This window comes from Sinorhizobium glycinis (assembly GCF_001651865.1).
GTDB classification, from domain to species: domain Bacteria; phylum Pseudomonadota; class Alphaproteobacteria; order Rhizobiales; family Rhizobiaceae; genus Sinorhizobium; species Sinorhizobium glycinis.
Genome location: NZ_LPUX01000064.1, coordinates 607,395 through 621,412, shown reverse-complemented (window position 1 = coordinate 621,412; position 14,018 = coordinate 607,395). Strand labels below are relative to the sequence as shown.

12 protein-coding genes are annotated in these 14,018 nt (G+C 61.7%); 5 read left to right on the top strand and 7 right to left on the bottom strand.

Annotation, left to right across the window (positions count from 1 at the left end; all coding sequences use genetic code 11):
• Nucleotides 1-204 precede the first annotated feature (204 nt).
• Both AU381_RS22690 and AU381_RS22685 read left to right on the top strand, forming a co-directional pair.
• A complete protein-coding gene (locus AU381_RS22690) occupies nt 205-1,647 on the top strand; it encodes a sensor histidine kinase (protein ID WP_064243964.1) in 1,443 nt (480 codons plus the stop codon).
• On the top strand, nt 1,644-2,291 hold the full coding sequence (locus AU381_RS22685) for a response regulator (RefSeq protein ID WP_064243963.1): 648 nt from the start codon (nt 1,644-1,646) through the stop codon (nt 2,289-2,291). Before AU381_RS22690 ends, AU381_RS22685 begins: the two co-directional genes overlap by 4 nt.
• On the opposite strand, the gene AU381_RS22680 is transcribed toward AU381_RS22685, so the two are convergent.
• From AU381_RS22680 to AU381_RS22670, 3 genes are all read right to left on the bottom strand, one after another.
• Entirely contained in the window at nt 2,281-2,742 is a 462-nt protein-coding gene (locus AU381_RS22680; protein WP_064243962.1) for a hypothetical protein, read from the bottom strand. The two genes, AU381_RS22685 and AU381_RS22680, sit on opposite strands and share 11 nt — an antisense overlap.
• Nucleotides 2,743-3,117: 375 nt before the next feature.
• Nucleotides 3,118-3,906 (bottom strand): hypothetical protein, encoded by a 789-nt coding sequence (locus AU381_RS22675; RefSeq protein WP_064243961.1) that lies wholly within the window; start codon nt 3,904-3,906, stop codon nt 3,118-3,120.
• 48 nt (nt 3,907-3,954) lie between these two features.
• Nucleotides 3,955-5,169 carry a coiled-coil domain-containing protein gene (locus tag AU381_RS22670; protein ID WP_244520111.1) on the bottom strand — a complete coding sequence of 405 codons (1,215 nt, stop codon included), beginning with the start codon at nt 5,167-5,169 and terminating at the stop codon, nt 3,955-3,957.
• A gap of 596 nt (nt 5,170-5,765) precedes the next feature.
• Here AU381_RS22670 and AU381_RS22665 point away from each other — a divergent pair.
• Nucleotides 5,766-7,496, top strand: a complete 1,731-nt coding sequence (locus AU381_RS22665; protein ID WP_064243959.1) for an adenylate/guanylate cyclase domain-containing protein — start codon at nt 5,766-5,768, stop codon at nt 7,494-7,496.
• A 210-nt stretch (nt 7,497-7,706) separates the two neighbouring features.
• Entirely contained in the window at nt 7,707-8,369 is a 663-nt protein-coding gene (locus tag AU381_RS22660; RefSeq protein ID WP_162273449.1) for a class I SAM-dependent methyltransferase, read from the top strand.
• Nucleotides 8,370-8,560: 191 nt separating this feature from the next.
• On the opposite strand, the gene AU381_RS22655 is transcribed toward AU381_RS22660, so the two are convergent.
• Complete coding sequence (locus tag AU381_RS22655) at nt 8,561-9,265, bottom strand: SDR family oxidoreductase (protein ID WP_064243958.1); 705 nt, start codon at nt 9,263-9,265, stop codon at nt 8,561-8,563.
• Nucleotides 9,266-9,370: 105 nt separating this feature from the next.
• Here AU381_RS22655 and AU381_RS22650 point away from each other — a divergent pair, with 105 nt between their 5' ends.
• Entirely contained in the window at nt 9,371-10,246 is an 876-nt protein-coding gene (locus AU381_RS22650) for a LysR substrate-binding domain-containing protein (RefSeq protein WP_064243957.1), read from the top strand.
• 13 nt (nt 10,247-10,259) lie between these two features.
• Here the strand turns inward: AU381_RS22650 and AU381_RS22645 are convergent, their stop codons facing one another.
• From AU381_RS22645 to AU381_RS22635, 3 genes are all read right to left on the bottom strand, one after another.
• Nucleotides 10,260-11,024 carry a helix-turn-helix transcriptional regulator gene (locus AU381_RS22645; protein WP_064243956.1) on the bottom strand — a complete coding sequence of 255 codons (765 nt, stop codon included), beginning with the start codon at nt 11,022-11,024 and terminating at the stop codon, nt 10,260-10,262.
• A 520-nt stretch (nt 11,025-11,544) separates the two neighbouring features.
• Entirely contained in the window at nt 11,545-12,501 is a 957-nt protein-coding gene (locus tag AU381_RS22640; protein WP_064243955.1) for a patatin-like phospholipase family protein, read from the bottom strand.
• A 405-nt stretch (nt 12,502-12,906) separates the two neighbouring features.
• Complete coding sequence (locus tag AU381_RS22635) at nt 12,907-13,980, bottom strand: GlxA family transcriptional regulator (RefSeq protein WP_064243954.1); 1,074 nt, start codon at nt 13,978-13,980, stop codon at nt 12,907-12,909.
• Between the last annotated feature and the right edge of the window lie 38 nt (nt 13,981-14,018).

Here is a 14,018-nt window from a genome sequence, read left to right as displayed (position 1 = left end):
CCCCCGTCAACGGGAGCTTCGAATTTCAAACCAAAGCGACCGTAGCTTGCACGCCGCCGCGGCGCCACAGCCGTCGGACTATTGCGCTGGCACCTCGGACTTAGGTCTGATAGACCGGCCACAAAAGGTCCGACCGACTATCGCGAGCGCGGGCAGCCATTGACCCGCCTACCGGAGGCGGTACTTTATCGGCTCTACCCAACGATGTGCCGCCAGCGAATCGAGCGGACAAGCCCGAGATTTGTCGTGCGCGCCAGAGACTTGATCACACGATGGAACGCGCAGCCTTTGGCGAAGCAGTTCCTGACGGCCGGCGGCATAGTCGCCGTCTCAGCGATGCTGGTGGTCGGCGCATTCGTCACCAGTCTCATAGAGGACGCCGTCACCCGAAACTCGGCGGCAACGACGGCGCTCTACGTCGACAGCGTCATTGCGCCGCTCCTGCCGGACATGCAGACGACCGAAGTTCTGGACGACGCCGTCTCGCGTGCGCTGGATGAGACGCTTGGACAGGGCGCGCTTGGCAACCGCGTGCTGGCATTCCGTCTCTGGCGGTCGGACGGCACGATCCTCTACGCGAACGAAGAGGACATGGTCGGAAAGCGGTTCACACCCAGTCCCGAGTTGAAGGCAGCCTTCGATGGCCAGATGGTCGCCCAGTTCAAGCCGGTCGACGATCTGGACAACGAGACCGAGCGTTCGGCCAATCAGCCGCTCCTCGAAATCTACAACCCGGTGCTGCAGCCCTGGTCGGGACAGGTCGTCGCCGTTTCGGAATTCCATGAGATTGCCCATGACTTCCAGCTCAGCTTGCATCGGGCGCGGCTCCTGACGTGGCTGGCCGTCGCGGGCTTTACGCTGGCGTTCTTCATCGTGCTTTCCGCAATCGTGCTGCGCGGCAGCAGAACCATCGAGAAGCAACGCCTCGCCCTCAAGCAGCGCATCGACGAGCTGTCCGCGCTGCTGGCGCAGAACGAGACGCTTCGCGGCCGCCTGCAGCAGGCGTCGCAGCGCGCCACGGCGCTCAACGAGCAGATGCTCAGACGCATCGGCGCGGATTTGCACGATGGCCCGGCGCAGCTCCTCGCCTATGCCTCGCTGCGGCTGGACAGCGAGGCGGTGATGAATCCCATTGTGGCGGCGGAAAAACGCGAGCGCGAGGTTGCCGCCATCAAGGCAAGCCTCGACGAGGCGATGCATGAGATCCGGACCCTCTGCAATGGGCTGGTCCTGCCGCAGATCGAAAGCGCGAGCCTCCCGGAGATCCTCGAGCGCTGCGTTCACGCGCACAGGCAGCGAACCGGCTCGGCGGTGGATTTGTCGCTGTCGCGGCCGCCCCGCCACCTTTCCCCGTCGGCGAAGATATGCATATACCGATTCGTGCAGGAAGCGCTGAACAATGCCTATCGGCACGGCGGAGGCGTCGGGCAGCGTGTCGTCCAGAGCATCGACGGCGACAGGGTGTGGATCGAGGTGGCCGATGGCGGGCCCGGTTTCGATCCGGGCAAGATAAGGCCCACCAACCTCGGGCTTGCCGGCCTGAGGGAGCGGATAGAAAGTATTGGTGGTACATTTGAACTGAACGCGGCCGCTCCGGGTACGGTTGTCCGGATGTCGCTCGGGATCGAGGAGATTGGGCAGGCATGACAATTCGCGTTGCGGTGATCGACGATCATCCTCTGTTCCGAGAAGGCGTGACGAGAAGCTTGTCGGAGATCGACGGCTTCGAAATCATAGCGGAGGGGGGCTCGCGCGACGACGCGCTGAGAATCGCCGAGAATCTGTCCCCCGACGTGATGCTGCTCGATATCTCCATGCCGGGCAGCGGGCTGGAGGCCGTCCCGCTTATCCTTCAGATCGCTCCATCGCAGAAAATCGTCATGCTGACCGTTTCCGAGGCTGGCGACGACGTCAAGGCCGCATTGCAGGGCGGCGCCAAGGGCTATGTCCTCAAAGGGATCGGGTCGAGAGCGCTGGCCGATGTCATCCGGACGGTGGCGTCCGGCGAGAGCTACGTGGCTCCGACACTGTCGGCCAAGCTCCTGTCCAATAGTGCGCCGGCGCCTGTCAGCAAATTCGACCTGATCCACGACCTCACCACCCGGGAGCGGGAAGTTCTCAATCTTGTGGCGTCAGGCATGAGCAACAAGCAGGTGGCGCGAAAGCTCAGCCTTCATGAAAAAACCATCAAGCACCACATGACGCAGATCATGGCAAAGCTCGGCGTGGCCAACCGCACCGAGGCCGCGATGGTATTGCGCGACGCGCTCGACCGCCCGCTCAGTCAATGAGGGATAGGAGCCGCTTCTGGTCGGCCGATGTCGCGCGTCGGTTCACGATAGTGCGTCCGCGCGCGTCTTTCATGATGTAACGGCCGTCCTTGATCTCTTCGCTTATTCCTTCGACATGGCGGATTCTCAAGACCGAGCCGAAAAGCTCCCGGAGCGTCGTGCTCTTTGCGCTGGTCCCGCTCGAACTGCTGCTCGAACTGCTGTTGCTTGAACCGCCGCCGCCCTTCCCATTGCCGTTCCCGCCACCATTGCCATTGCCGTTGCCGCCGCCATTTCCGTTTCCACTGTTGCCGTTCTTGGCAAAGGCGGTTTGGGCAGCAAGTTCGAGGGTGGAACCGGAGATGGTGATCTTGAAGGGAAGACTGGCAAGGGCAAAGCCGATCGCCACGGTGCATAGCGCCGCGACGAGCTTGCGCCCGCTGGTGTTCACTTTGCCGATTAAAAAAATCATTGGCGCACCATTCGCCTGACAGTGGCTTACCCAAACACGTCGAGGAGGCGTGGCCGGCTGATGTCGGACTCCGTGGAGTCGAGCGAAATCGGCAACTTTCTCATGCTCGCCTTATCTTGGGACACCTTGCTCACGACGCAAACCAATCGTCAACCCACGGCTTTCCACATCCAGCGACATTGGACCTTTCCCTCGATAGCCCCGGACGTTCGCCCAGTCTTGATCAGACCAAGGTCTTATCTCCTGCAGTCCCCCTCCATCGGCGGCAAAGGGCCACGGACGACGAGCTGGAAAACCGAACGAAGACATGTCACGTGACCCTCTGCGCCGCAGCAACGCTGACTGAGGCATCTCGAATTCATCGCAGCGCCGACCTTAGCTCACGGCGACGACCCTGCCGGACGGGTCGAGGCGACAGCGGATTCGCGCCTGGCGGGCCTGGATGTCGCCTTGAACGGCATAATCTATGCGCACGGCCAGCGGGGCCGTAAGCGCACCGCTGCGGTGGCGGAGCAGCGGACCGGCGCTCGCCGCACTTACGCGCACGGCGCCAAGGGGCGACGCAGCCGACGCAATCGCCCGTCGGCAGGCGCGAACCACGGCCTTTGGGGTACCCGGAATCGCCGCCAATGGCGCCAGGAGCCCTGAAGGGTAGCCCCATTCACCGCGCTCGTATTCGGCGCGCTTCGCCGTCAATGGCCAAAGGATGCGTGGCAGAACGATGGGTGATCGGTCCGCCATTGCCGGTGCAATGCGGGTGATCGCGTGGGCAGCGCCGCTCCCTCGTGATCCGGCTCCTGCGAGCGAGCCCCCTGGACCATTCCCCGTGCCAGTGCCCGCTTTCCCACCGCTCGACAAACTCGAACCGGCCGTCGAACTCCCTGAAGCAACCCCGGACCCCCCCGATATGCCGCCACTTGTTCCGCCGACGTTGCCGCTCACTCCGACGCTCGATCCCCCAGTCGTGCCGACCGAGGCTCCAGCTTCCGCTCCGCCTACGCCGCCAACACTCGTGCCGACCCCTGCCGAGGCGCCGCCATTGGCAACCCCCACACCTGCGCCGATCCCGATACCGCCGACTTGGGCGCCGAGGCCGACGTCAAGAGCCGAAGCAGGCCCGATCGCGACTACGATCAACAATGTGGCAGTCAGGTACTTGCGCATAATCCGGTCCCTCTCTTGGGCCAGGCAACCCTCGAAAAACCCGCTTCTCTACCAGCGGCGCCGCATCGGCGGCCGCCTGGGGAGCAGCGCTTCGGGAAGCACAACCGTTACCGATCGAACCGATGGCGTCGCCTTGCGGATCTCCACCTTGCGGAATTCCAGCGACCCGACTTGACGGACCGATCGGGCGCGCTTCCGCACAACGGCCTTTGCACGATCGCTGGGGCGATCGCCGGCACGCACCTTCGGTCCATTCTCACTGCTCGCGGTGGGGCGCTGAGGTCGGGCCTTGAGGACGTCATCCTCCTCACGCTCCGTGGCAAGGGCGCGGTTGCGCTTATCCTCCGAGACCTCGCGCTCAGCCGCCGAGATCCGGGCCAGTTCCTGCCTTGCAGCGTCGCGCTCTTGGCGCGCAGTGTCGAGATCGCGCGCGAGCGTTCTTCCCTTCTCGCGTTCCGCGGCGAGCGCTTCTCCAGCTCGCCTAGCTGCAGCCTCGGCGAGCTTTCCAGCCTGCATGACAGCGGCCTGCTCTGCCGCTGCCAGCATGGCGCGGGCCTCCAGGGCAACGGCCGATTGGCGGGCCACAGCGAGCGCGCGTTCGTAGCCTGCACTCCTGTGCCGCTCTTCTTCAAGCGCTCGCCTTGCTGCAGCCTCGGCAAGGTTTCCAGCCTGCATGGCAGCGGCCTGCTCTGCCGCTGCCGGCTTGGCGCGGGCCTCCAGGGCAACGATCGATTGGCGGGCCACAGCGAGCTCGCGTTCGTAGCCTGCACGCCTGTGCCGCTCTTCTTCAAGCGCTCGCCTCGCATCGGCGAGAGATATCTCCACAGCGTGTCGCGCTCTGAGCGCGGCGGCCTTCGAACGGATTGCTCCGGCGGCCTTGGCCTGCAGATGTTCGATTTCGAGCAGCACCACCGTCAGAGAGCGGGTGGCGGCATTCGCGACCTCCTCCACTCGAGCCTTCATGGCGTCGAGATCGGCCCGCGTCACCTTGAGTTCCTGGGCCAGGGAGGCCGCCCGCTGACCTTCCGCAGCGAGAGCCTGTTCGTGCCGGAGCGCATCCTCCCGGGCGGACTGGTGCGCCGCACGCGTTTCTTCGCGCGCCGCTTCAAGCTCCGCACGAGCGGTCGTCAAGGCACGCCGTAAAGCCTCTATGTCGGACGTTTCGCGTTCCGGGGCTTGCCACTGCTCAGTCGCCGCCGGTACCACCGCGCGCTCCGCAGGCGGCCCGCCCCCGACATGGGTGGTGGCGCCTGAAATGCGCATCCCGACCGGGTCCTCAGGAAGTCCGTCATCGGTTGCCGACTGAGCTCTCGCGGGAGACCCAAGCAGCAGGATAAGGCAGAACGGAATGAAGCCGAGCGAGGTTGCGACCGACCCATGGCATAGGCGACGATATGGTACGGCCGTGGTTCGCCGCTCCCCGCTAGAAAATGCAGGCCCTTCGCGCATCGTCTCGGACCTCTTTACCAAATCGATGATTGATCAGCCGTTCGCGGCTGACGCAAAGTCACGCGCGCGCAGCGTTGGTGATCCGCAAGCACTGCGATCAGCATAACAAAGCCAATTCGTGGCGATGAGCTTCACATTGGGTCAGGGGCATCCGCTAATTGGCTTAGTTGATCGTTATGATCTGCCGCGATACTCCCTTGGACTTACTGTATGTTTCCTTAAGATCGCAGCCGACTTAAAGATAAGATTTCAAAGTGTTACGGCGTCCGGACGACCCGCAGCGTCGCGCTGACCGAGGCGGGCGAGCGCTTCGCCCATTGGATTGACCACTCTCCCGTATCTGGCAACGCAAGCTCGATGCCTCGGTGGCGCCGATGTGCTATCTAATTGGTTGTGGAGCGGAATCGTCGATGGAACAGAAACTCTCCGTGATCATGGCCTCAGACGTAGTCGGCTACAGCCAACTGATGGGGGTTGACGAGAAGGGCACCTTGGCGGCTCTCATGAAGCACCGACAAGAGCTTCTGGATGCCAAGATCGCTCTGCATCACGGCCGCATCATCAAGCTCATGGGCGATGGCATGCTGGTAGATTTCAGCACCGTCGAAGATGCGGTTCTCTGCGCGGTGGAAATTCAGCGGGAGATGAGGACGAGGAACTCGAATGTCCGCCATGACCGGCAAATAGAGTTTCGCATCGGCATAAACATCGGTGACATCCTGTTTGAAGACGGCGACGTCTACGGTGACGGCGTAAACGTGGCGGCGCGAATCGAGAGCATCGCCAAGCCGGGCGGAGTCGCAGTCTCAGCGTCGGTGCGCGACACGGTGGGCAACCGCCTTGGTATCCGCTTTGAGGATGCCGGAGAGCAGACGTTGAAAAACATCGAGCGTTCGCTTCGGATCTTCAATGTCATCATCGACGAAGACGTGCCAACCAGACGTTGCGTGTCCTTTATGGCGCCGCCGTCGATCGAAGTACAGGGCGATCCCACGCTCACGTTGAACAGAACGCTTCTCTACGTTTCGAGTTTCGTGAACCTGAGCGGCGACCCCGACCAGGAGTACTTCGCCGCCGGAATCACACAGGATATTGCTGCCGCGTTGTCGCGCTTCTCCGGATTGAGCGTGATCGTTCGTTTGCCCAGTTCAGAACTGCGCCTCCCGGCCACTCATTACACCCTCGACGGCAGCGTGAGACGGCTCGGCGATCGCGTCAGGGTCAGTGCGAGTCTGTCGAACGCCCGGCGCGAACATATCTGGGCGGAGAAGTATGATTTCGACCTCGTCGATACGTTCCACATTCAGGATGAGCTTTCTCGATCCATTCCGGCCGCGCTGAACATCAAGATCGAGGAGGCCGAGCGCCGGCGCGTCTTGAACAAGCCGCTTACGGCCCTGAGGGCATACGATTTCTACCTGCGGGGCAGACACCTCGAAAAAAGCCTGAATCCGGCTGACGTCAGGCTTGCGAAGGAGATGTTCGAGGCCGCTATCGACGATGATCCTGGCTACGCGCGCGGATACCTTGGTCTCGCGTGGCTCCAGATAAGGAAATTGAAGTGGAACGAGCGCGTCGACTCGGTCGCCACCCTGGACAGTGCATTTGCTTTTGCAACCAAAGCACTGGAGCTCGATCCGTTTGACGCCGACGTTCACTGGGCTCTGGGCGTCGTATTCCTGTGGCGCGGGGAGGCGGAAAGGGCAATCGGCTGCTACGAACGTGGCCGCGAGCTGGCTCCTAACAACTGTGACCTCCTCGCCGAATATTGCGATGCTCTAGGCTATCTCGGGCGTCTTGAGGATGCAATCAGGATCGGGGAACTGGCCGTGCGGCTTAATCCCAGTCGACCGGACTGGTACCTCTGGAACATCGCGGCCAGCAAGTACCTGTCCGGAAACTATCTGGAGGCACTGTCCCTCCTGGAAAGGATGGCCGACCTTGGATCTGCCTACCGCTTGCTGGCCGCGACATATGCTCAGCTTGGACGCCTGGAAGACGCGCGTCGCGCTGCGAGCGAACTTCTGAAGCTAAATCCAGAATTCTCGATCGAGCGATACAGCTCCCGCGCACCGTATCGTGACAAGGCGCTCCTTGCCCGATACGTCGAAGGTCTCCGACTCGCAGGCCTCCCGGAGTGAGCATTGTTCGCGACACGGCGGTCCGTCCCGCGAAGCTGGATAAGCCGACCGGACTGACCCGAGGGGCGCATGGATTGCGTCAGTCGTCATGGATCTGTTCTGTCGACGGCGCCCAGTCGTCCGAGCCTCTTCTCGCAGGCAAGTATCTAGAGTGAGATGGTTTCACACAAAACTTCGGCACACGAGCAGCGCACGATGATGGAAAGCCCAGTGGCAGCCCTTCGCTCGGTCCGTCAGGTCGCCGGCCTGCGAATACTCGACATTGGCTGCGGAACCGGAAGGCTGGCAAAGGAGCTGATCGAAGCCGGCGCCGACGTCTGTGGGATCGACCCGGAGCCGCAGGCGATCCGGACCGCGCGGGAGACTGTGCCCCGCGGCAAGTTCACCATAGCCTCGGCCGAGGCCTTACCCTTCGAAACCGCGTCCTTTGATGTGACGATGATGGTGAATTCGCTCCACCACGTTCCCGAACCACTCATGCCCATCGCGCTGCTCGAATCGGTCAGGGTTCTGGGCGACGACGGGATATTGGTCGTTGTCGAACCGCTGGCAGAAGGTAATTTTTTCGAAGCACTCCGCCTGGTCGACGACGAGACCCTTGTCAGGCAGGCAGCTCAGGCAGCCATCGAAGCGCAGCTTTCGGGCGGCAATCTAAAGCTGATGAATACGCTCACCTACGTTCGCACGGAGGCGTTTGGTTCGCCGGAGCAGTTCCTCGACCGCATTGTCGCAGTGGATCCGTCGCGGCTTTCAGCAATCGAACGTCTCAGCTCCAGTTTGAAGAGCGCGGTCCTGACATCCGCCCGCCGTGGTGCGGGGGGAGGCCTGGTGTTCGATCAGCCCATGAAAGTTCATTTCATGGAGCGAGCCTAACCCGGCGCATCGTCCAGCGGCATTTCCGCCTCTCACGGCCCCAACGCTAAGCTCGACCCTTTGCTGTCATTGGCGATTAGCGCAGTGGACGTCTCGCCTTCTGTTTCGGAACTGCAGCACAAACGGCGGAAGATTCATCCGCCAGGACGAATCCTGGAGGTCGGCTTCGTGGTTTGTCTCGCTGGCCTGGTTCAGAGGGAACGGCTGAGGCCCCCATCGATGCGGATGTTCTGCCCGGTGATATACCCCGCGCCACCCGACAGCAGGAAGGCAATGGTGGCTGCGATTTCCTCGGACGTGCCGTAGCGGCCCATCGGAACGCTGTCGCGCCGCTCGTCGGTGGCGGGCAGGCTGTCGATCCAGCCGGGCAGGACGTTGTTCATGCGGATGTTCTTCGCCGCATAGCTGTCCGCGAAGATCTTCGTGAAGCTCGCCAGTCCGGCCCGGAAAACCGCGGAGGTCGGGAACATCGCGGAAGGCTCGAAGGCCCATGCCGTCGAGATGTTGACGATGCTGCCGCCGCCCTGCGCCTCCATGATCGGTGTAACCAGCCGGATCGGGCGCACCGCGCTCAGGAAATAGACCTCCATGCCCTTGTGCCAGTCCTCGTCTGGAATTTCGAGGATCGGCGCGCGCGGGCCGTGGCCAGCGGAATTGACCAGCGCGTCGATCCGCCCCCATTTCTCCGTCGCCAGGTCCACGAGCCGCTTCACGTCGTCATTTGACTGGTTCGAGCCGGTCACACCGACGCCACCCAGTTCCTTTGCCAGGGCCTCTCCCTTGCCGGACGAGGAAAGAACGGCAATGCGATAGCCCTCCTGGGCCAGTTTCCTTGCGGCCGCGGCGCCCATGCCGGACCCGCCTGCGGTGATGAGAGCGACTTTTTCTTCAGACATTGGAGCCTCCGATAGCTGGATTTCGAGGCAGTATGCCAGATAGGGGCCGGACTTTCGCGCCAGAAAGAAACGTGCCAGACTGTAGAAAATCTACAGGACATTCCAATGATTCAAGCCCGCCGCAAGCTGCCACCGCTGAACGCCCTGCGGGCCTTTGAGGTCTCGGGCCGCAGGCTGAATTTCCGCGCCGCCGCCGAGGAGCTGGGCGTCACGCAAGGGGCGGTCGCGCAGCAGGTTCGCGCGTTGGAAAATCAACTTGGCCTTATGTTGTTTCAGCGCTTCCCCCGCGGCCTCGCTCTGACCCCGCAGGGCGCGGCCTATCTTGCAGATGTGACGCGTGCCTTCGATACGCTTGGCGAGGCGACCGGACGGCTTCTTGCGCGGCCGGAAGCAGTGACGATCAGCGTAACCCCCACCGTCGCCGCCAAGCTGTTGATCCCGCGGCTCGCAGAGCTTAACGCCGCCCTTCCCGATGTGGAGCTCAGGACGGTCGCCACCGAAGCGCTATCCGACTTCGACCGCGACCAGGTGGACATCGCGGTGCGCCTGACCCGCCAGCCTTTTCCGGCAACGCTGGAGGCAAGATTGCTGTTCCGTCAGGAACTGGTCGCGGTCGCAAGCCCACATCTGGTCAAAGGCTTGCCGCTTCCTCTGGCTGGCGAGCAGCTTCGGAAGCTCCCGCTTTTGCATGATGCCCACAGCCACTGGCCGGTATTCCTGCGATGCCGCGACAAGCTGCCCGGAGCAGTGTTCAATCATACGACGCTGGCGCTGGATGCCGCCCTGGCCGGCCAGGGCGTCGCCTTGGCGTGCCGGGCTTTCGTCGCGGCCGATCTTGCGGCCGGGCGGCTGGTGCAGGTGACGGATGCAACGGCAATCATCGAACCCGATTACTTCCTCGTCCGCAAACGGTCATCATCGCCTCGAAAGGCCGTGGATGCGGTCTGGGACTGGTGTGCGGCGCGACTGTCGCTCAGCTAGCCTCGGCAGCGCACTAGTGTGGGAGCGAGGCGAGATCAGGGTCGCTCCGGAAGTAGCGCGACGCCGCCTCCGTCCGGTTGCGCACATTCATCTTCTTGTAGATATTCCGGACATGCACCTTGACTGTGTTTTCGGAAAGCCGGAGACGATCGGCGATAATCTTGTTCTGCGTGCCCATGCAGATGAGATCCAGAATCTGGACCTCGCGCATCGTCAGGAGGCCTTGGCCATAATCGGCCTTGCGTTCCAGATCGATGTCTTCCGAAGACGCCTGTCTTTGCGCGACAAGTCCGCCTCCTGTGAGCCCGCTCGGCGCAAGGCGCCGAAGCAACGCGGCCGGAAAATGCTCGCCGCCCTTCATCAGGAGATCGATGGCGGCAAGGCATACGTCGAGATTGAGGTTCAGGGGCAGCACGCCGTGAACCACGCCTTCGTTGACAAATCCCGCGATCGAGGAGTCGAGCTCGTCCGCATGCTGCACCACCAGGCCAATAGCGGCATTCGGATGGAACTCGTGGATCGCCCTCACGATCGATGGAAATGCTGCCGCCGGCAATCGGTAGAGCATGACCAGGCTTACGTCTAAAAGATTGCCATCCAGGAGACCGTCGGCATCGGAAAGGCTTACGATCTCTTGATCTTGAAAACGCGCACTGATCGCCTGCGTCAGACATTCGGCGAACAGATCGGTCTTCGCTAACATTACAATTTTGCTTTTCTTCGGAAAGCCTTTGTTGTTTTCTTCAAAATTGGTCAGGGTCGAGTTCGTGAGGTACATTTGCCGCTCCTTGTCACTTACTATATACTGCGGGTCGTGTGTCGCTTCCTGTGTGTGTAGTTATTAGAAAATACTTCGTTACGACGGTGTTCCGCGGCGGACAAAATTAACTGTCATCGAAAATCATGTTAAGGATCACAGTAATACTTCCCGTTAATTATGTTTTTATTGATACAGCCATTGAGCGCCATTGTCATTATCGCCCAGTTCCGATAGTTATCGCGCCGTTCTTTTCTACTCAAAGTGGATTAGCTCAGATCGTCGTCAGCCTCCAATGCGTGAGGCAGCGCTGCTTCTTTGGCGAGCAAGTCAAACAGGTCCGAGTGCTGGCATTCGGCCAGAATGTGGCGTCAACACTCGCCTCGACATGAAAAGATTGGCGGATACCGCGGCCGCGCTCGACAGGGTCATCAGCGACGCGCTCGAAGTTTTCGATGGCCTGACAAACCTGCGCGCCCACGATGCAGGCGTTCCACCTCGACAGAAATCGACATGGATGCCCGCACAACTCGTTATTACGCTAGCGTGGCCACAGAGATCGCCCGTCGAAAAACCACGCTGCGCGTTCCTGACCGTCTATCAGCAGGCGCTCGATCATCGGTCTGGAGCGGTCCAGCTTTGAGGGATAGTCCAGGTCGCCCTCGAGTTCGACGACTCGGATGTTGATAGGTTTGTAGCGTGCGCCGAGTGAGGGATACTCGGCGATCAGCTCATTGATTTTCGTAATGAAGTACAATTCCTGACTGAGCGCCAGGTTGCCAGACAGCTCATTCCGGCGGTCGATGATCTCTGGCATCGCCCGCGGCTCGCTTTTCCGCTGCTGCGGGTTGATCTGCACCACCCAGATTTCGTCTGGCCTCTCCGGCAACTCGGTGAATTCGCGCACAGGCGGATTGCGGCTGAAGAGCCCGTCCCAGAAGAGAGTGCCGTGCGCCTGCACGGCCCGGAAGAGCGGGGGGACCGCGGCCGAGGCGATCAGCTCATCATAGGTCAAGCTCTCCCCCTCAAACGCCACTCCGAGGCCGCGAACGATGTCAGTGGCCCCAATCAGGAGCTTTGGCCTCGCGCGACGATGCGGCTCACTCGGCAACGACTCTAGGTCGAGGTGACGACTGAGAAGATTGCGCAAGCGCGGCTCCGCCACAGGACCATATAGGTAGGGGCTGATCTCGGCGCTGACCGGGAGGCGTGCCGACGCCACCGCCCAGAAATTAGCCACCGCATCAAGGATGTCATGCACCTCGAGATCGCGCCAAAACTCCATCAGGCGGCGTCTAGCCTCGTCCGCCCCTCCGCGGATCAAGCCGGACCACACCAGCGCGGCGCACATGGCGCCGCCAGACGTCCCGCTTAAGGCAACGACCCGATAGCGATCACGGTACTCAGGCGCCAGCAGGGCACTCAGCACGCCAGCCGCAAACGCGGCATGGCTGCCTCCGCCCTGGCAGGCTATCGCGATCTTGGGAGCCGGTGACATGTGGTCTTATCGCCCGTCCAGATTTGTGAGCCCATCTCGAACCGGATCACTGGGCCGTCCCATTGGGGTCCACGCAGTCCAGTTCGGAAACATTCGATGCTGATTTGCACTCATGAATTGTCCCCCGCCAAATTATAATGCACGCGTGTTCTTTCGAGCAACGGCGACTTCCCAGGATCCGCGCCCCTGCTCTTGCCATGAGGACGGTCAAACATAGCGTTTGCGCGGGAACGGATTTCGGCAGTCCGAGCCATGCGGGCCTGGTCGTGTGTTCCTGACGTGAACCTGCGGAGAGAAAATCCAATTCCTGAATTCATCAATCGGCGCCGCAGGTTCCTCGGGTTCGCCGGTCCCACGAGCTGCCGAACTCACATTCAAGCGCTTTGAATCGAAATTCTCTGTCCCTCAAACGAATGCGGGCCCTCGACCGCCTCGATGACGACCTCGCTGCGAGTGATCTGATGCCGCGCGATCGCGCGCGGCCGAATCTCTGATCTCCGCCGGCGTTCGGCCGTAGGTCCGCCGAAACTCCTTGGTGAAATGCGATGTGTTTATGAAGCCGACGTCGAGCGCGACCTCGATGATGGGCTTCTTGCTCGTCAGCAGGATCTGCCTCGCCCGGTCCAGCCGCAGACGTCGGAATGCAACCGCGGGAGAAATGCCTGCCTTTTCATGAAACAGCCGCTCGAGCTGGCGTCTCGACAGCCCGACCGAGGCCGCAAGCTGCTCGATGGTGATCCCACCTTCGAGATGCTGCTCCATGGATATCAGGGCGGCCATGACACGGGAATCGTTGAAGTACTCGTACAGCGGCTGGCGCGTCTGGATATCGAACTGCGACCGGGCCTTTTCGATCTGCAGCACCTCGAGTGCATTGCGCTCGGCATCCGCACCGATGTGCCGCCTCACCAAGGCAGCCGCCAGATCGGCGGCACTGCTTCCGCCCGCGCAGGAGCCGCGTTTGCGCTCCAGATTGAACAGCCGGTCCGGCCTGGCTTTATGGTCAGGAAAGCGTTCGCGGAATTCGTGGTAGTGCAGCCAACTCACACATGTCTCGTGTTCCTTCATCAGCCCCGCTTCCGCGAGAATGAAGGATCCGGTGCACAGGCCGACCAAGGGGACGCCTTTCGAAGCGGCGTGCTTGAGAAACCGGATGGTTTCGTAATCGACTGGTTGCTGGACAGTCAGCAGGCCGCCGACGACGGCGATGTAATCGAATTGTCGAGGATCGACGATGTCCGATGTGGGCGCTACCTGGACACCGCAACTCGAGGTGATCAGGTGCCTGGTACTGCCGAGGACCTGCCAATCCGCAAGCACGCGGCCGGACCGGTCGAGCTGGTCGCTCGCCAGCCTGAGCGTGTCGATGAACATCGCGAATGCCGACAACGTGAAAGATCGCGCCAGGACGAAGCCGATTTTCAGCCGGCGCACCGGGGGAGTGGCGCCTGACGCCGATAATTGAGCGGTATGTGCCATTTCACCTGCTCCTTACAGCCAGTGCGCGCCGTGGAAGT

Bases quoted from the DNA above. Each gene is read 5' to 3' on its own strand.
- AU381_RS22640 (WP_064243955.1), bottom strand. From the start codon at position 12,501: ATGTCACCGGCTCCCAAGATCGCGATAGCCTGCCAGGGCGGAGGCAGC.
- AU381_RS22665 (WP_064243959.1), top strand. From the start codon at position 5,766: ATGGAACAGAAACTCTCCGTGATCATGGCCTCAGACGTAGTCGGCTAC.
- AU381_RS22690 (WP_064243964.1), top strand. From the start codon at position 205: ATGTGCCGCCAGCGAATCGAGCGGACAAGCCCGAGATTTGTCGTGCGC.
- AU381_RS22670 (WP_244520111.1), bottom strand. From the start codon at position 5,169: ATGCGCATTTCAGGCGCCACCACCCATGTCGGGGGCGGGCCGCCTGCG.
- AU381_RS22680 (WP_064243962.1), bottom strand. From the start codon at position 2,742: ATGATTTTTTTAATCGGCAAAGTGAACACCAGCGGGCGCAAGCTCGTC.
- AU381_RS22655 (WP_064243958.1), bottom strand. From the start codon at position 9,265: ATGTCTGAAGAAAAAGTCGCTCTCATCACCGCAGGCGGGTCCGGCATG.
- AU381_RS22675 (WP_064243961.1), bottom strand. From the start codon at position 3,906: ATGCGCAAGTACCTGACTGCCACATTGTTGATCGTAGTCGCGATCGGG.
- AU381_RS22650 (WP_064243957.1), top strand. From the start codon at position 9,371: ATGATTCAAGCCCGCCGCAAGCTGCCACCGCTGAACGCCCTGCGGGCC.
- AU381_RS22645 (WP_064243956.1), bottom strand. From the start codon at position 11,024: ATGTACCTCACGAACTCGACCCTGACCAATTTTGAAGAAAACAACAAA.
- AU381_RS22635 (WP_064243954.1), bottom strand. From the start codon at position 13,980: ATGGCACATACCGCTCAATTATCGGCGTCAGGCGCCACTCCCCCGGTG.
- AU381_RS22685 (WP_064243963.1), top strand. From the start codon at position 1,644: ATGACAATTCGCGTTGCGGTGATCGACGATCATCCTCTGTTCCGAGAA.